The 16,730-nt window shown below is 71.4% G+C and carries 12 protein-coding genes, 2 tRNA genes and 1 pseudogene; 7 read left to right on the top strand and 8 right to left on the bottom strand.

Annotated elements, in window-relative coordinates:
- Positions 1-264: 264 nt before the first annotated feature.
- Complete coding sequence (locus ACZ6S6_RS20560) at positions 265-2,490, top strand: elongation factor G-like protein EF-G2 (protein WP_469706462.1); 2,226 nt, start codon at positions 265-267, stop codon at positions 2,488-2,490.
- Between the two features lie 147 nt (positions 2,491-2,637).
- Positions 2,638-4,308 carry a hypothetical protein gene (locus tag ACZ6S6_RS20555; protein ID WP_469706461.1) on the top strand — a complete coding sequence of 557 codons (1,671 nt, stop codon included), beginning with the start codon at positions 2,638-2,640 and terminating at the stop codon, positions 4,306-4,308.
- Between the two features lie 121 nt (positions 4,309-4,429).
- On the opposite strand, the gene ACZ6S6_RS20550 is transcribed toward ACZ6S6_RS20555, so the two are convergent.
- Positions 4,430-4,987, bottom strand: a complete 558-nt coding sequence (locus tag ACZ6S6_RS20550; RefSeq protein ID WP_145762438.1) for an HIT family protein — start codon at positions 4,985-4,987, stop codon at positions 4,430-4,432.
- Between the two features lie 66 nt (positions 4,988-5,053).
- Here ACZ6S6_RS20550 and ACZ6S6_RS20545 point away from each other — a divergent pair, with 66 nt between their 5' ends.
- Positions 5,054-5,731 carry a potassium channel family protein gene (locus ACZ6S6_RS20545; RefSeq protein WP_469706460.1) on the top strand — a complete coding sequence of 226 codons (678 nt, stop codon included), beginning with the start codon at positions 5,054-5,056 and terminating at the stop codon, positions 5,729-5,731.
- A gap of 27 nt (positions 5,732-5,758) precedes the next feature.
- On the opposite strand, the gene thrS is transcribed toward ACZ6S6_RS20545, so the two are convergent.
- On the bottom strand, positions 5,759-7,735 hold the full coding sequence (gene thrS, locus ACZ6S6_RS20540; protein ID WP_469706459.1) for a threonine--tRNA ligase: 1,977 nt from the start codon (positions 7,733-7,735) through the stop codon (positions 5,759-5,761).
- A 245-nt stretch (positions 7,736-7,980) separates the two neighbouring features.
- On the opposite strand from thrS, the gene ACZ6S6_RS20535 reads away from it, so the two are divergent.
- The gene (locus ACZ6S6_RS20535; protein WP_362963364.1) at positions 7,981-8,706 is read left to right on the top strand and encodes a 3'-5' exonuclease; all 726 of its coding nucleotides are present in this window, start codon (positions 7,981-7,983) and stop codon (positions 8,704-8,706) included.
- 97 nt (positions 8,707-8,803) lie between these two features.
- Here the strand turns inward: ACZ6S6_RS20535 and ACZ6S6_RS20530 are convergent.
- Positions 8,804-8,875: transfer RNA gene (locus ACZ6S6_RS20530), tRNA-Val, on the bottom strand.
- Between the two features lie 39 nt (positions 8,876-8,914).
- Positions 8,915-9,361 carry an SRPBCC family protein gene (locus tag ACZ6S6_RS20525; RefSeq protein WP_469706457.1) on the bottom strand — a complete coding sequence of 149 codons (447 nt, stop codon included), beginning with the start codon at positions 9,359-9,361 and terminating at the stop codon, positions 8,915-8,917.
- Between the two features lie 47 nt (positions 9,362-9,408).
- Here ACZ6S6_RS20525 and ACZ6S6_RS20520 point away from each other — a divergent pair, with 47 nt between their 5' ends.
- On the top strand, positions 9,409-11,979 hold the full coding sequence (locus ACZ6S6_RS20520; protein WP_469706456.1) for an SCO7613 C-terminal domain-containing membrane protein: 2,571 nt from the start codon (positions 9,409-9,411) through the stop codon (positions 11,977-11,979).
- 106 nt (positions 11,980-12,085) lie between these two features.
- Here ACZ6S6_RS20520 and ACZ6S6_RS20515 read toward each other — a convergent pair.
- A tRNA-Val gene (locus ACZ6S6_RS20515) sits at positions 12,086-12,157 on the bottom strand.
- 55 nt (positions 12,158-12,212) lie between these two features.
- A complete protein-coding gene (locus tag ACZ6S6_RS20510) occupies positions 12,213-12,704 on the bottom strand; it encodes a TIGR02611 family protein (RefSeq protein ID WP_362963358.1) in 492 nt (163 codons plus the stop codon).
- A gap of 190 nt (positions 12,705-12,894) precedes the next feature.
- Here ACZ6S6_RS20510 and ACZ6S6_RS20505 point away from each other — a divergent pair, with 190 nt between their 5' ends.
- The gene (locus ACZ6S6_RS20505) at positions 12,895-13,308 is read left to right on the top strand and encodes an SsgA family sporulation/cell division regulator (RefSeq protein ID WP_003959770.1); all 414 of its coding nucleotides are present in this window, start codon (positions 12,895-12,897) and stop codon (positions 13,306-13,308) included.
- Between the two features lie 278 nt (positions 13,309-13,586).
- A pseudogene (locus tag ACZ6S6_RS20500) lies at positions 13,587-14,156 on the top strand (CGNR zinc finger domain-containing protein); the annotation flags it as partial.
- A gap of 325 nt (positions 14,157-14,481) precedes the next feature.
- On the opposite strand, the gene ACZ6S6_RS20495 reads toward ACZ6S6_RS20500, so the two are convergent.
- Both ACZ6S6_RS20495 and ACZ6S6_RS20490 read right to left on the bottom strand, forming a co-directional pair.
- The gene (locus ACZ6S6_RS20495; protein ID WP_469706455.1) at positions 14,482-15,453 is read right to left on the bottom strand and encodes an acetylxylan esterase; all 972 of its coding nucleotides are present in this window, start codon (positions 15,451-15,453) and stop codon (positions 14,482-14,484) included.
- Positions 15,454-15,594: 141 nt separating this feature from the next.
- Positions 15,595-16,614: a LacI family DNA-binding transcriptional regulator gene (locus ACZ6S6_RS20490; protein WP_469706454.1), complete on the bottom strand. Its 1,020-nt coding sequence runs from the start codon at positions 16,612-16,614 to the stop codon at positions 15,595-15,597.
- Positions 16,615-16,730: the final 116 nt, after the last annotated feature.

Genomic DNA, 16,730 nt, shown 5'->3' with positions numbered 1-16,730 from the left:
GGCCACCGGCTGGCCCATCGTAGTCACGACCGCCGCGGTCCACCGTCCGGGCACCCCCGAGCACCCCCGGGCTTCCGCGGCTCGGCCGCTCGAATCGTGCCGCTGCGTGCGACATATGGACGCGACTCGCAGACAGTGGAAAGCTCGGAAGTACCGCGGGCGTCGCCGAAGCCGCCGCGGCGGCTCCCCTCCGCCCGTGCCCCACTCCCCATCCCGCGCCCGGTGGTTCTCCCGCCCCGCGCCATCATCTGGGAGGAACGCATTATGGGCGACAAGGCACACGCACACACCGGGGCCGCCGGAAGAGCGGCGACGGCCGGCCACCCCTCCTCCATACGGAACGTGGTGCTGGTCGGCCACAGCGGCTCGGGCAAGACCACTCTCGTCGAGGCCCTCGCACAGACCGCGGGCGCGGTCAACCGGGCCGGCCGGGTCGAGGACGGCAGTACGGTCTCCGACCACGACGGGATCGAGCACCGGCAGCAACGCTCCGTGCAGCTCTCCCTGATCCCCGTCGAATGGGGCGGGGTCAAGATCAATCTGCTGGACACCCCCGGCTACGCGGATTTCGTCGGGGAACTCAGGGCCGGTCTGCGGGCGGCGGACGCGGCCCTCTTCGTCGTCTCGGCGGCCCAGGAGGCCGACGCCGTGGCCGGTGCCACCCGTGCTGTCTGGGAGGAGTGCGCCGCCGTCGGTATGCCGCGCGCCATCGTCGTCACCCACCTCGACACCGCCCGCACCCCGTTCGACGCGATGACGCGGATCTGCGGCGAGATCTTCGGCGGCGACGACCCCGACGCCGTGCTCCCGCTCCACCTGCCCGTGTACGGCCCCGAGGGCTCCGACGGCCACGCCCCGCTGACCGGGCTCACCGGACTGCTCTCGCAGCGGATCTTCGACTATTCCGGGGGCGAGCGGAAGGAGAACCCGCCCGCCGAGGCCCAGCGGGCCCCCCTGGCCGACGCCCGCGACCGGCTCATCGAAGGGATCATCGCCGAGAGCGAGGACGAGACCCTGATGGACCGCTACCTGGGCGGCGCGGACATCGACATCAAGACACTCGTCGACGACCTGGAGCGCGCCGTCGCACGCGGCACCTTCCACCCCGTCCTCGCGGCCGCCCCCGCCGCCGAGGGCGCCCGTCAGGGCGTCGGCACCGTCGAACTCCTCGACCTGATCACCGGCGGCTTCCCGACCCCGCTCGAACATCCGCTGCCCGCCGTCACCACCCTGCACGGCGCCCCGCTCCCCGCCCTCGGCTGCGACCCCCGGGGACCGCTGGTGGCCGAGGTCGTCAAAACGGCCTCCGACCCCTACGTCGGCCGGCTCTCCCTGGTACGCGTCTTCTCCGGCACCCTGCGCTCCGACGACACCGTGCACGTGTTCGGCCACGGGCTCACCGACCCCGGCCACGAGGACCGCCCCTTCCACGAGGCCGAGATCCGCGTCGGCGCGCTCTCCTCACCGTTCGGCAAGCAGCAGCGCCCGCTCACCGAGTGCGTCGCCGGGGATCTCGCCTGCGTCGCCCGGCTGGGCACCGCGGAGACCGGCGACACCCTGTCCGCCCCGGACCGTCCGCTGCTGATGGAACCCTGGACCATGCCCGACCCGCTGCTGCCGCTCGCCATCGAGGCACGCGGCAAGGCGGACGAGGACAAGCTCTCCGAGGGCCTCGCGCGGCTCGTCGCCGAGGACCCCACCATGCGCCTGGAGCAGAACCAGGACACCCGTCAGGTGGTCCTGTGGTGCCTCGGCGAGGCCCATCTGGACGTGGCGCTGGACCGGCTGCGCAGCCGGTACGCGGTCCAGGTCGACACGGTCCCCCACCGCGTCGCCCTGCGCGAGACGTTCGCGGGCCCGTCCACCGGACGCGGCAGGCACGTCAAACAGTCCGGCGGCCACGGCCAGTACGCCATCTGCGAGATCGACGTCGAGCCCCTGCCGCCGGGTTCCGGCATCGAGTTCGTCGACAAGGTGGTCGGCGGATCGGTACCGCGCCAGTTCATCCCGTCCGTCGAGAAGGGCGTCCGCACGCAGGCCGCCCACGGCGTCGCCACCGGACACCCGCTCGTCGACCTGCGGGTCACCCTGCGGGACGGGAAGTCCCACTCGGTGGACTCCTCCGACGCCGCCTTCCAGACCGCCGGCGCCCTGGCCCTGCGCGAGGCGGCCGCCGACACCCGTATCCAGCTGCTCGAACCCGTCGCCGAGATCCGCGTCCTCGTCCCCGACGAATGCGTCGGCCCGGTGATGAGCGATCTCTCGGGCCGCCGCGGCCGGGTGGTCGGCACCGAGCAGTCCGGGCCCGGACGCACCCTCGTACGGGCCGAGGTGCCGGAGCTGGAGATCGGCCGGTACGCGGTCGACCTGCGCTCCCTGTCCCACGGCGCCGGCCGCTTCGACCGCTCGTACGCCCGCCACGAAGCCATGCCCGCACACCTCTCGGACCGGATGCGCGAACAACAGCACAACGGTACGAACGGTACGTAGCCCCCGCGTCCCCCACGGTTGTCCACAGGGCCGGACAGCGTATCGATCCGGACGATACGCTGTGGTCCCAGCTCAGAAAGTGTGCCGGGCACGGCAGTTGGGAAACAGCCGCAAGAGCGGTTCCTTGGCGGGCGAGTGGGGGCGACAGTGGCCAACGACGGATTCGATTTCTCTCCTGGAGCGCAGATTCCGCTCCAGGGGGCGGCGGGAGCGGCGGTGGCGACGAACGCCCTCGCCTCTGCCGCGTACCGCGACAGCCCGGTGGACGAGATCCTCAAGGCCAACAGCGAGTGGCACAAGTCCGAGGTGAAGGCCGGCCGGTCCAAGCTCTTCAAGTCCGACTACTTCAAACCCAACCTCGGCGAGGCCTTCTCCCGCGCCGTTCAGGAACGGACGCTGGGCGGCGCCCGCAAGGCGCTCATCCAGTCCTTCGGCAGCGATCCCCAGACCGTTGTCGAGCACTGCCTGTCCGCGTCCCGGCTCCGCAAGACGCGCGACACCAAGCTCACCGCCGTGACCGCCCTGTTCGGCTTCCTCTTCCTGCCGGGGATGCTGCTGTGGGTCATCGCGTTCCGGCTGCGCGACGTCCTCGCCAACACCAAGGACAAGGCGCTCTCCGCCGTCGGCAACGCCCTGTTGCCGATCATCGGGATCGCGGCGGTGTTCCTCCTGATCAAAATGCCCCTCAACGGATTCCTGGGGCTCTACGTACGGGCCATGGTCGTCGCCCCCGTGATCGGATGGCTGATCGCCAAACGGATCGCCGAGACCTCCGCCCGGGACATGCGCGTCCGCTGGGAGGGGCTCCTCTCCGGCGGCGGTGTCGTCGCCAAGATCCCCGAAGCCGTACCGAAGAACCCGAGCGAGACCGCCCGCGAGGCACTCCGGCAGGGCCTGGAGAAACTCTCGGCCGAGCAGCAGTCCAACTCGGTCTTCTACGCCGGTCCCAAGGGCATCCTCGGCATGGGCACCCGCTGGGGCAGCTGGCAGCTCGCCGAGGACCTCGTCCCCAAGGAAGCCGGCAAGGAGTTCCACCAGTTCCGCAGCTGGGACCTGATACGCGTCATCCACGACCAGCTCAAGATGCTGGAGCGCGGTCCGCTGAACACGGGCGGCTTCCCCAAGCCCTCGGTCACCCACTGGATCGTGTCGCCCGTCGGCGAGAACGCCGACTCGGTCTCCCGCCCGGCTGGCGAGGACGTCGCCACCTTCCAGGTGAAGCCGCACGAGATACAGCGGATCTGCAACCACCAGCAGTTCGGCGGCGGCGACCGCCACTACCTCGGCGTCCAGTTCACCCTCTGGGACGGCCAGCTGGTCATCACCATGATGATCACCGTCACCGTGCTCTTCGAGACCCTGCGCATCGAGGTCACCGGACACGCCCTCGGCCCGGTCCACTCCCTCTTCACCAGCAAGCCCGCAGCCAAGACGAAGACGGTCAACAAGACCGTCAAGTTCTGGGAGACCCGCAGCATCACGCTGGCGCTGGTCGAGTCGAGCGAGGTAGTCCGCCTCGCCCTGCGCGCCCCGTTCACCTGGTACCCGCCGCTGCTCGACTACCTCGGCGGCAAGATCGCGCTGCCGGAACCCTTCGGGCTGCGGCACGCGTGGGCCGAGAAGCCGTGGCGCCACCGCTTCATGGCGGACGACGCGATGCGTGCGGCCACGCCCGTCCTGCGGGTGGTGCACAACGCCGTCATCAAGGTGCTCGACGAGAACGGTGTCGACACCGAACGCTTCGGCAACCGCTCGTCGATACTGAGCGGAATGGTCCAGGACCCGACCCCGCGCAAGGCCGACCTGTACGACGCGTAGACACCACCCGCTCGAACCGCGCAGGGCGCCCCGGGGAACCGGGGCGCCCTGCGCGGAAGCCGAGGGGGATGCCCGACCAGACGGATCAGACGGATCGGACAGATCAAGCGGATCAGACGGATCAGACGGGCCAGGCGTCGGCCAGCATCTTCCGGGTGTCGGCCAGCAGTTGCGGCAGCACCTTGGTGTGGCCCACCACCGGCATGAAGTTGGTGTCACCGCCCCAGCGGGGCACCAGATGCTGGTGCAGGTGCGCGGCGATGCCTGCGCCGGCCACCGCGCCCTGGTTCATACCGATGTTGAATCCGTGCGCCCCCGACGCCGCACGCAGCGCGGTCATCGCACGCTTGGTGAAATCGGCGAGCTCCACCGTCTCCGGACCGTCCAGCTCGGTGTAGTCCGCGACGTGCCGGTACGGCACCACCATCAGATGCCCGCCGTTGTACGGGTAGAGATTCAGCACGGCGTAGACCTTCTCGCCGCGCGCGACGACGAGCCCGTCCTCGTCCGACATCGACGGAATCGCACAGAACGGACAGCCGTCGCCGGCCTCCGGACCGGTCGGCTTGTTCTCGCCCTGGATATACGCCATCCGGTGGGGCGTCCACAGGCGCTGGAACGCGTCGGGCGTCCCCACTCCGATCTGCTGCTCCGGCTCACTCGTCATGCCGATCAGCATATTGCTTACCCCGTGCGGAGCGTGTCGCCGGGGCCGGACGCGTCCCCGCACCGCGATGCTTGGCCGATGAGCGACCGCGCCACGGCCCAGTCCACTCCCGCTCTGACCCGATGGGAGCAGCGCGTCGAGGCGCCGCTCTTCGTCGCCTCGATGCTGTTCCTGCTCGGCTTCGCGACCCGTGTTCTCGCCCCGCACGACGCCGAGCCCTGGCGCGACATCTCCCTCGTCCTGGTCGGCGCCACCTGGCTGCTCTTCGTCATCGACTACGCCGTCAGGATCCGGCTCAGCGGTCTCGGCCACCGCTTCGTCCGGGTGCACTGGCTGGACACGCTGGTACTCCTCCTGCCGCTGCTGCGGCCGCTGCGGGTGGTCAAGGTGTACACGGCCGTCCAGCAGCGCCGCGACGAGCCCCGGCTGAGCCTGTACGCACGCGTGATTTCGTACGCCGGCATGACGTCCGTGCTGCTGGGCGTCTCGGCCGCCCTGGCCGTCTACCGCCTGGAGCGCGATGCCCCGGGTGCCTCGATCCGGACCTTCGGCGACGCGGTCTGGTGGGCGTGCGCGACGCTCACGACGGTGGGGTACGGGGACGCCGTACCGGTGACGCCGCTCGGCCGGGTCGTGGCAGCGGGCCTGATGGCCTGCGGGCTGGCGCTGCTGGGAGCGGTGACGGGTTCGTTCTCGTCGTGGCTGATCCAGGCGTTCCGCCGGGAGGACGAGAAGGGGCCCCCGGCGAGCGGATAGCTCGCCGGGGGCCCCTTCCCTGGCCGATCAGACCTGGACGCGGTCCTCGACGGCCTTCGCGATCTTGGCGAGGGCGTCCTCGACCGGGACGCCGTTCTCCTGCGAACCGTCGCGGTAGCGGAAGGAGACGGCGCCGTTGGCCATGTCCTCGTCGCCCGCGATGATCATGAACGGCACCTTGGCCCGCTGCTGGTTGCGGATCTTCTTCTGCATCCGGTCCGACGAGGCGTCCACGTCGACCCGGAGCCCCCGCTTGCGGGCCTTGGCGGCGAACTCCTGGAGGTACGGGATGTGCGCGTCGCCGATCGGGATGCCGACGGCCTGGACGGGCGCCAGCCACACCGGGAACGCACCCGCGTAGTGCTCGAGCAGCACCGCGAAGAAGCGCTCGATGGAGCCGAACAGGGCGCGGTGGATCATGACCGGGCGCTGCTTGGTGCCGTCGGGGCCGGTGTACTCCAGGTCGAAGCGCTCCGGCAGGTTGAAGTCGAGCTGGACGGTCGACATCTGCCAGGTCCGGCCGATGGCGTCCTTGCACTGCACCGAGATCTTCGGGCCGTAGAACGCGGCGCCGCCCGGGTCCGGGACCAGCGGCAGCCCCTGCTTCTCGGCGACCAGGCGCAGCGTCTCGGTGGCCTCGTCCCAGGCCTCGTCCGAGCCGACGAACTTCTCCGGGTCCTTGGTGGAGAGCTCCAGGTAGAAGTCGGTCAGACCGTAGTCGCGGAGCAGGTTCAGGACGAAGGTGAGCGTCCGGTCCAGCTCCTCGGCCATCTGCTCCTTGGTGCAGTAGATGTGCGCGTCGTCCTGCGTGAAGCCGCGCGAGCGGGTCAGGCCGTGCACGACCCCCGACTTCTCGTACCGGTACACCGTGCCGAACTCGAAGAGCCGAAGGGGCAGTTCACGGTACGAACGGCCGCGGGCGTCGAAGATCAGGTTGTGCATCGGGCAGTTCATCGGCTTGAGGTAGTAGTCCACCCCGTCGTCGAGCTGCATGGGCGGGTACATGCCGTCGGCGTACCAGTCCAGGTGGCCGGACTTCTCGAAGAGCTTGCCCTTGGTGGCGTGCGGCGAGTAGACGAACTCGTAGCCCTCCTCCTCGTGGCGGCGCCGCGAGTAGTCCTCCATGGCCCGGCGGATGACGCCGCCCTTGGGGTGGAAGACCGCGAGGCCGGGGCCGATCTCGTCCGGGAAGGAGAAGAGGTCCAGCTCGCTGCCGAGCTTGCGGTGGTCGCGCTTGGCGGCCTCCTCCAGGAACTCCAGGTGCGCCTTCAGCTCGTCCTTGGTGGGCCAGGCGGTGCCGTAGATGCGCTGGAGCATGGGGTTCTTCTCGCTGCCGCGCCAGTAGGCGGCCGCGTTGCGCATCAGCTTGAACGCCGGGATGAACCGGGTGGTCGGCAGGTGCGGACCCCGGCAGAGGTCCTTCCAGCAGAGGTCCCCGGTCTTCGGGTCGAGGTTGTCGTAGATGGTCAGCTCGCCGCCGCCCACCTCGACGTCCGCGCCGTCGTCCGAGGAGGCGGAGCCCTTGATGCCGATGAGCTCCAGCTTGTACGGCTCGTCGGCCAGCTCCTCGCGGGCCGCCTCGTCCGTCACGACCCGGCGGGAGAACCTCTGGCCCCGCTTCTGGATCTCCTGCATCTTCTTCTCGATGGCCTTGAGGTCCTCGGGCGTGAACGGCTTCTCGACGTCGAAGTCGTAGTAGAAGCCGTCCTTGACCGGCGGGCCGATGCCGAGCTTGGCCTCGGGGTGCAGCTCCTGCACGGCCTGCGCCATGACGTGCGCGGTGGAGTGCCGGAGGATGTCCAGGCCGTCCTTGGACGAGATCAGGACGGGCTCCACGGTCTCGCCGTCGGCGACCACGTACGCGAGGTCCTTCAGTTCACCGGCGATGCGGGCGGCGACGACGGTGCGCTCGCCGGGGAAGAGCTCGGCTGCCGTAGTGCCCGTCGTCACCACGCGTTCTTCCCGCTCGGAATCGCGCTGGATGATCACACGGACGTCTGACACCGGTCTCTCCTGACTCAGGGGCGCACCGCATTCCTCTTGCGTGTGCAAGAGGAATCGTACCGAGCCGGCGGCCCTCTTAGCGAAAGGGCCGGATTCGGCGGCCTCCGCCCGGCCACTCGTCCCCTTCCCCCGCCCCGGCACCGGATGGGCGGCCCGCGAACGGCGTACCAGGCAAAGGGTGCGGGTATCACCGAACCGGGCAGGGGAATCACGCCATCTGCCGCTCGGGCGCGAGGAGTTCGGGGATGACTCACTGGTACGAGGGGCCACTGGCCGCATTTGACACCGAGACGACGGGAGTGGACGTGGAGGGGGACCGGATCGTTTCGGCCGCCCTCGTCGTCCAGGACAGCGCCGGCGGGCGGCTGCGCGTCACCCGCTGGCTGGTGAATCCGGGGGTGCCGGTGCCCCCGGATGCGACGGAGATCCACGGGCTGACCGATGACCACCTCCAGCACAACGGGCGGTGGCCCGCGCCGGTGGTGGAGGAGGTGGCGAGGGCGCTGGCCGAGCAGAGTGCGGCGGGCCGTCCGCTGGTGGTGATGAACGCGCCGTTCGACCTGACGCTGCTGGACCGGGAGCTGAAGCGGCACCGGGCGTCGTCGCTGACCGGCTATCTGGGGAACACGCCGCTGTGCGTGCTGGATCCACGGGTGCTCGACAAGCATCTGGACCGCTACCGCAAGGGCCGGCGCACGCTCACGGATCTGTGCGAGCTGTACGGGGTGGCGCTGGAAGGGGCGCATGACGCGGCGGCCGACGCGGCGGCCGCGCTGGAGCTGGTCCGGGCGGTGGGGCGGCGGTTCGCCACCCGGCTGGAGCGGCTGACCCCGGCGGAGCTGCACACGCTCCAGGCGGTGTGGCACGGCGCCCAGGCGCGCGGTCCGCAGGCCTGGTTCAGCAAGAGCGGCACGCAGGAGACGGTGGACCCGGCGTGGCCGTTGCGTCCGGAGCTGCGCGCCGCCGCGTGAGCGGGGGTGCGACCGGCGCTCCACGAGAAACGGTCGCGGAGCCGGACACGCGGAGGCCGGTCCGTCGGTGTTGCTGACGGACCGGCCTCTCCCGGGGTGGGCGATACTGGTTTCGAACCAGTGACCTCTTCGGTGTGAACGAAGCGCTCTCCCACTGAGCTAATCGCCCGGGAACGGGTTGAACCATACAGGGCTCTGCGGGTGTGGTTCAAACCGCTTCCAGCCGCGCCGCGAACCCCCGGCGTCCGGCCCGCATCATCAGGGCGTGATTGGCCCGGAACACCGGGCGTCCCGGCAGCGCGAGCAGCCGCATCAGCCTCTTGCGCACCTCGACCTCCTGTTCGTACGTGGCACGGCTCCCGGTCCCGTGCGCGGTGACGGTCCAGCGGGCCCAGCCTTCGAGATCGCCGGTGATGGCGACTTCGAGGATCCCGGCGAGCGGGTCGTGGCAGCGCTCGCGGACCGTGATGACGAGGTCGTACGGGAGCAGGGAGCGGATGCGGGTGGTGCCGGAGGTGTCGTCGACCGGGGTGACCTCGCGGATCTGCGGCCACCATCGCGGGTACTGCTCCACCTGTTCCAGGAGCCGGTACACGGCGCCGGGCGGGGCATCGAGGTCCCAGATGCTTACAAAACGGTAGTGACTCCAGTCCATGTGTCCAGGATGCGCGTACTCAGCCGGGGAACTGAGTATCCGTGCGCATGTCCGAACGCGTGACCGCCGCCACACTCGCGTCCATGGAACATCTGCCGCCGCCTGCCGAGGAATTGGCGCTCCTCGACCGCGAGCTCGCCGGGCTGGACCTGCGCCGGTCCCAGCTGCTGCACCGTCGTACCTGGCTGCTGAGCGTCCTGCGGACGCCCGGCCCGCTGCCGGCCGCACCACCCCCCGCGCCTTCGTTCCCGCCGCCGTCATTCCCGCCGCCCGTGGGCCGCCCCCCGGCGCCGTTCGCCGCTCCGGGCGGGCCTGCCGTTCCCGCGGTCCGCACCCGTGGTGCACAGAATGTGCTGCTCACCCTCGGCGGACTGCTGCTGACGGTCGCGGCGATCGCGTTCACCCTGGTCGGCTGGGGCCAGATGGGGATCGGCGGCCGCTCGGCGGTTCTGGCGACCGTGACGGCGGCAGCCCTGGCCGCGCCCGCGGTGCTGCTGCGCCGGGGGCTGTCCTCGACGGCGGAGTCGCTCGCGGCCCTCGCGTCGGTGCTGATGGTGCTGGACGCGTACGCGCTGCATGAGGTGGCGCTGCCGGACACGGGCGGCCTGGGCTACGCGGCGGCCGCTTCGGCGGTGCTGGCCGTGCTGTGGGCGGCGTACGGGCTGCTGCTCGGCGGGCTGCGGCTGCCGCTGCCCGCCGCAGTGCTCGGCGCGCAGTTGCCGCTGCTGCTGTGGGCGTGGGCGGAGCGGGCGGACGTCCTGGTGTTCGCGGGTGCGCTGCTGGCGACGGCGGCGCTGGACTGTGCGATCGCGGTGCGGGGCAAGGGAGTCGCGGTACGCGTGACGGCCTGCTCCGGCCTCTGGGTGACCGGTGGTGCGGGGCTGTTGCCGGCCCTGGTGAAGTCGCTGGTGGCCGATACGCCGGCGGGCGCGGTGGCGCCGGGAGCGCTGCTGCTGGCGGGTGCGGCGATCGCGCTGTGCGGGGCGCGGCGGGCGCCGGCGGCGGTCGCGGTGGCCGGTGGCCTGGTGGCCGGTCTGGCGGCCGTGGCCGGCGTCGCCGGAGTGGTGGTCGCGGGAGTGCCCGGCGGCTGGGCGGTGCCGGTGTATCTGCTGTGCGGCGGGGCGCTGCTGGCCGGTGTACGGGCTCCGCTGGGGCGTCCGGCCGGGCAGGGGCTGGTGTGGGCGTCGGGGGTGGTGACGGCGGGGTCGGTGCTGTTCTCGCTGCCGCCGGTCGCGGTGTCGCTGACGGGTCCGGTGGTGCAGCTGGGCCAGGTGTGGGCGGGTGCGCCGCACGGCGGTGCCCGGGGTGCGACGGGTGCGGCGGGGCTGCCGTGGACGGAGATGGCCTCGGCCCCCGTCGTACTGCTCGTGGTGGCCGCGGTGCTCGCGGCGGCGTACCGGTCGTGGGAGGGCGTGCTGCGGTGGGCCGGTCCGGCGCTCTCCCCCGGGCCCTCGGCGCGGGGCGCTGTCGGGGCGACGGCTCCGGTGCTCGGCTGGGCGGGGCTGGCAGTGCTGCCGGCCGCTCTGGACGCCTCGTACGCGGTGGCCGTCTCGGTGCAACTGGTGCTGGTCGCAGGTGTGTTCGCGGTGGCGGTGGCCGGGCTGCGGCGCGGGATGACGGGGGTGGCGCTGACGGCGTCGGTGTGCGGGGCGGTCGGTGCGGTGGACGTGACGCTGCTGTCGCTGGGCACGGAAGCGGCCACGTACGCGGTGTTCGGGACGTTGCTGGTGGTGCTCGTGGCGGCCGCGGTCGCACTGGACGTTCCCGTGGCCCCGGCGTCGCGGCCGGACCGGGTGCCGGCGACCGTGCAGGCGGTGGCGGCGTGCGCGGCGGTGCTCTGCGCCGTGGTGCTGGCCGGTGCGTGCGGTGCCTCGCTGGGGCTGGCCGCGCATCGGGCGGCTCCGCTGCTCCTGGCCGTGCCGGCGGTGACCGTGCTGCTGGGCGCCCGGCTGAAGGCGCACGCGGTGGCGCTGCCGGTCGAGCTGACCGGCGGTGCGGCGGCGCTGCCCGCCGTGGGCATGGCGCTGGGCGACCTGCCGTTCCTGGCTCTGGTGCTGGCCCTGTGCGCGGTGCTGGCGGCGGGCACGGCGTTGCGCCCGGAGCGGCGGCCGGTGGCCGGATACCTGGCGACGGCGCTGTTCGTGACGGCGGCCTGGGTCCGGCTGTCGGCGTCCGGGGTGTCGTCCCCGGAGGCGTACACCCTGCCGGTATCCGTCGCGGCGCTGGCGATCGGCGTGCTGCGCCGGCGCCGTGATCCCGCGGCGTCGTCGTGGACGGCGTACGGGGCGGGTCTGGCCGCGACGCTGGTGCCGTCGCTCCTCGCCGCCTGGGCCGATCCGCACTGGCTGCGGCCGCTGCTGCTCGGTGCGGCGGCGCTGCTGATCACGCTGCTGGGGGCGCGGTGGCGGCTCCAGGCCCTTCTGGTGTTGGGCGGTGCGGTGCTGGCGCTGGACGCCTTGCACGAGCTCGCGCCGTACGTGGTCCAGGTGGTGGGTGCGATGCCGCGCTGGGTGGCTCCGGCGCTGGCCGGGGTGCTGCTGCTGGCGGTCGGAGCGACGTACGAGAAGCGGCTGCGCGACGCCCGGCGGCTGAGGGACGCCCTGGGCCGGATGCGGTGACGCGGCCGCGTGGCCAGGACGACAATCGTCGAAACGCCTGAACAGCGCACGCGAGAACGCCGACGGCCCGGAAGCTTCGAGAAGCTTCCGGGCCGTCGGTCCGGGGTGGGCGATACTGGGTTCGAACCAGTGACCTCTTCGGTGTGAACGAAGCGCTCTCCCACTGAGCTAATCGCCCCGGGCGCACGCCAAACATTACCCCATGTCAGCGGCGCGCCCCGACCGGCTCCGGGTCACTCGTGGATCTTCCACGGCATGACGATTCCGAACTTCCACACATAGATCCCCACCAGCACCGCGATGATCACCAGACCGATCACGGTGAGCGCGACATTGCGCCGCCGGACCTTGGGATCCAGGGCCCGCCTGGCGGCCTCGGTGACCTTCCGCCGCGTCCAGCGCAGCACCAGCTGCGCCCAGACGAACTCGGTAGCCCAGATCGCCATGCCACCGAAGATCACCAGCCAGCCGGGGCCGGGCAGCGGCAGCATGATGATGCCCGCCACCACCACGGCGAGGCCGACCAGGAACACGCCGACCTGCCAGCTCAGGTGCAGCGCTCTGGAAGCCTTGATGAACCCGGGCGCCCTGGAGCCGAGCTCCGGGCCCTCCTGCGTCACATCCCGCGGGACGTCCCCCGTCCCGGCGCCCGTCACGTCCCCCGTCGCGGGCGCCGGATCCGCCGGTGCGGCGGATCCGTCCCGGTCGTCACTCTCCGCATTCATGGGGGTCAACCTACCGGAACGGCTTTCGTCACTGGAATGGCCGCATGACCCAAAGTTACACACCGCTGTACGAGCTACCTGAAGGATCACAAAACGGTCAGAGGGGTTTACAACGCCACCGTAGGTGGCATGTCGATTTCGCCGACGTGCGAATCCCCGAGCGCACACTGAGCGAAAGGCCCTGGCGCTTATGAACACCACGGTCAGCTGCGAGCTGCACCTGCGCCTCGTTGTGTCGAGCGAGTCCTCACTGCCTGTACCCGCGGGCCTGCGGTATGACACGGCCGATCCGTATGCCGTGCACGCCACCTTCCACACCGGAGCGGAGGAAACGGTCGAGTGGGTTTTCGCCCGCGACCTCCTTGCCGAGGGGCTGCACAGGCCCACCGGCACCGGAGACGTCCGCGTCTGGCCATCCCGTAGTCACGGCCAGGGCGTCGTCTGTATCGCGCTGAGCTCCCCGGAGGGCGAAGCCCTGCTCGAGGCCCCGGCACGGGCCCTGGAGTCGTTCCTGAAGAGGACCGACGCCGCGGTTCCGCCGGGTACCGAGCATCGTCACTTCGATCTCGATACGGAGCTCTCACACATCCTGGCGGAAAGCTGAGCCAGGCCGAGAACTGCACGACGCCGTCCGACTCGGGGAGACGGCGTCGCGCGGACAACCTCATACGGCAGAAACCGGCGCCGTCACCACGGAATCCACCGTGGTGACGGCGCCGGTCCGCGTTCACGGGCTCCCTGCCCCGCGGACCGGGGGCGGGGCGGGTAAGCGCCCCCGGGCCTCCGGAGGCCTTCCCGGCCCCCTGGGGGCGACGCGGCCGAGCCAGTAGAGTCAGCCGGCATCGGCGGGCGCCCCGCCCGCCGGAGGCCAGGGAGCGAAGCGTGCTGATCCCACACGACACCCGGATCGCCCTCGACACGGTGGTCGATCTGGTGAACACCGCGCCCGAGAGCGCGCGGCCGGAGGACGGGACGCCGGCCGACGGGCTCGCCGGCATCCCCGCGCTCTACGCGTTCGCCGGGCACCACCGCCTGAGCGGGGTGAACGAGCTCGACGAGAAGGACCTGCGGGCCGTGCACGACGTGCGGGCCCGGTTCGCGGCGGTCTTCGCGGCCTCCGACGCACGGGTCGCCGCCTCGCTCGTCAACTCCCTGGTGGCCGCCGCGGGCACCACGCCGCAGCTCAGCAACCACGACGGCTACGACTGGCACGTGCACTACTTCGCGCCGGACGCCTCGATCGCCGACCACCTGGCGGCCGACTGCGGAATGGCCCTCGCGTTCATCATCGTGGCGGGAGAGACGGAGCGGCTGCGGCGCTGCGAGGCGCCGGACTGCCGGCACGCCTTCGTCGACCTCTCCCGCAACCGCTCCCGCCGCTACTGCTCCAGCCGCACCTGCGGTAACCGCTTGCACGTCGCCGCGTACCGGGCGCGCCGCAGGGAGGAAGCGGCCGGCGAGCCGTTCACAGCACGAACAGATCATGCAACGCGGCCATCAGCAGCAGGCCGCCGATCACCGTGAGGAAGATCATCAGAGGGGGCTGGGAAAGCGCGAAGAGGCAGCCACGCGGCTCTTCGGCGGGGGGTGCGGGGGCATCGCCCCGGGAGGTGTCCACCATCTCCGGACGATCATGACGCAGACCGGCCCCTGTTGGTGATCAACACGGTTTTTTACCACGGGAGTTCACCCCCTGCGTGGTGATCGCAATCGCTCCGGCGTCCGATCCTCCGTCACGTATTCGGGAACGCCCCGCACTCCCCCGCCGCGTCGCCGGTCAGCCCAGGTCGCGCAGCATACGCAGCTGCACCCCTCGGTGGGCCGAGCCGCCGCCCTCGTGGTTGTTCCAGGGATAGACCTCGATCTCCTTGGGGCCCGCCCAGTGGTTGTAGGCGGCGAAGACGGTGGACGGCGGGCAGACGTTGTCCATCAGGGCCACCGAGTAGAGCGCGGGCACCGTCGCCCGGACGGCGAAGCTGATGCCGTCGAAGTACGAGAGGGTCCGGAACACCTGCTCGCCGACGCCGTGCTGGGCGGACAGGAAGCGGACGATCTCCTGGTACGGCTCCCGGTCGGTGATCTCCACGGCGCGCCGGAAATGCGTCAGGAACGGTACGTCGATGAGCGCGGCCCTGACGTGGGGGCTGAGGCCCGCCACCGCCTGCGCGATGCCGCCGCCCTGACTGCCTCCGTGCACGACGATCCGCTCGGGGTCGACGGCCGGGTGGGTACGGGCCACCTCGACGGCGCGCACCGCGTCGGTGAACACCCGCCGGTAGTAGTACTCGTCGGGGTCCAGGATGCCTCGGGTCATGAAGCCGGGAGACTGCGGATTGCCGCCGCCGTGCGGGTCCGGGGTGGAGCCCGGCGAGTTGTTGTTGACGGCGCCCTGGCCCCGGGTGTCCACGAGCAGGGTGGCCCAGCCGGCGGCGGGCCACACCAGGTGGTCGTGCGGCAGCCCGCGCCCGCCGCCGTATCCCAGGTAGTGGACGACGGTGGGCAGGGGGCCCTCGGCACCGGCGGGCACGTTCAGCCAGGCCCGTATGCGGTGCCCGCCCCAGCCGGCGAACGACACGTCATGGGCGACGACCTCGCTCAACGCCGCGTCGTGCACCGTGAACTCGGCTTCCAGCGGGTGCGCGGACGCCTCTTCCAGGGTGCGCCGCCAGAAGGCGTCGAAGTCGTCGGGCTCACCGGGCTCGGGCCGGTAGGAGCGGAGTCGGTCCAGGGGCAGGTCGAACAGGGGCACGGCGTCTCCGTTTCGGGCAGGCGGAAGGGAACGGCAGGAGGGAACGGCAGGAGGGAACGGCAGAGGGAACGGCAGAGGGAACGAAAGGCCCGAGCATGCGTGCCGGACGCCGCACGGCAGACGGCAGCTCGACGACAGGCCCTAGCGGGGGGTGGAGCTCGATGCGCGCACGACGAGTTCCGGCTGGAGCACCACGCTGCGGTGCTCGTGGTGGCCGTCGTCGTCGTCCGCCTCCTCCAGCAGGAGTTCGGCGGCCATCCGGCCCATCACTACCGCCGGCTGGCGGACCGAGGTGAGCGGTACGGCGGCGGCGGCGGCGAATTCGATGTCGTCGTATCCGACGATGGCGATGTCCTGCGGCACCCGCACCCCGGCCGCGTACAGGGCCTGCAGCACGCCGAGGGCGAGCAGGTCGTTCGCACAGAACACGGCCGTGGGGCGGGGCACCAGGCCGAGCAGCCGGGCCCCCGCGTCGCGTCCCGCCGCGACGTCCAGCCGGTCGGAGGGGATCTCGACGAGTGCCTCGGGCTCCAGCCCCGCCTCGGCCAGCGCGGACAGCGCACCCGTGCGGCGGTCCCTGATCTGGTGCAGGTCGCCCGGTCCGCTGACGTAGGCCACCGAGCGGTGCCCGGCCGAGATCAGGTGTCCGACGGCCAGGGCGCCGCCCCGCACGTCGTCCACGGAGACCGCGCAGGTCCCGGTGCCGGACGCGACCCGGTCCACCAGGACGTAGGGAATCCGGTGGCGGCTGAAGGATTCGAGGTTGCGGCCGGTCGCGTCGGCCGGTGTGACCAGTACGCCGCACACCCGCTGCTCCGCGAAGAGGCCGAGGTACTCGGCCTCTTCCGCGGGGCTCTGGCCGCTGTTGCAGACCATCACGCCGAGCCCCGCCCGCCGCGCGGCGCGCTCGGCCCCGCGGGCCACGTCGACGAAGAAGGGGTTGCCCATGTCCAGGACGAGGAGGGCCATGATCCGGCTGCGTCCCGCCCTCAGCTGGCGGGCCGATTCGCTGCGCACGTAGCCGAGGTCCTCGATGGCCGCCAGCACCCGCGCACGCGTCTCGGGGAGTACGGCCTCCGGCCGGTTGATCACATTGGAGACCGTGCCCACGGAGACCCCGGCCTGCCGGGCCACATCCTTGATCCCTGCCACACGCGCCACTTGTCCTGCCCCACTGGTGCCCTTGGCCGCACTGGTCCAGCGGCGTCACCCCATCGTACGGACGGGCGTGAGTGAATTGATTCAATCCGTTCGGGACGCTAGCCCCATCCCCGAAC

The sequence above is a fragment of the Streptomyces sp. NPDC048671 genome (genome assembly GCF_055587045.1).
The sequence above is the reverse complement of the archived record's forward strand: the minus strand, read 5'-3'. Positions and strand labels throughout refer to the sequence as shown.

What these genes read in the sequence shown, in the direction of transcription:
- ACZ6S6_RS20520 (WP_469706456.1), top strand. Translation starts at nt 9,409, where the DNA reads ATGTCCGAACGCGTGACCGCCGCCACACTCGCGTCCATGGAACATCTG.
- ACZ6S6_RS20550 (WP_145762438.1), bottom strand. Translation starts at nt 4,987, where the DNA reads ATGCTGATCGGCATGACGAGTGAGCCGGAGCAGCAGATCGGAGTGGGG.
- ACZ6S6_RS20505 (WP_003959770.1), top strand. Translation starts at nt 12,895, where the DNA reads ATGAACACCACGGTCAGCTGCGAGCTGCACCTGCGCCTCGTTGTGTCG.
- ACZ6S6_RS20545 (WP_469706460.1), top strand. Translation starts at nt 5,054, where the DNA reads ATGAGCGACCGCGCCACGGCCCAGTCCACTCCCGCTCTGACCCGATGG.
- ACZ6S6_RS20510 (WP_362963358.1), bottom strand. Translation starts at nt 12,704, where the DNA reads ATGAATGCGGAGAGTGACGACCGGGACGGATCCGCCGCACCGGCGGAT.
- ACZ6S6_RS20560 (WP_469706462.1), top strand. Translation starts at nt 265, where the DNA reads ATGGGCGACAAGGCACACGCACACACCGGGGCCGCCGGAAGAGCGGCG.
- ACZ6S6_RS20535 (WP_362963364.1), top strand. Translation starts at nt 7,981, where the DNA reads ATGACTCACTGGTACGAGGGGCCACTGGCCGCATTTGACACCGAGACG.
- ACZ6S6_RS20525 (WP_469706457.1), bottom strand. Translation starts at nt 9,361, where the DNA reads ATGGACTGGAGTCACTACCGTTTTGTAAGCATCTGGGACCTCGATGCC.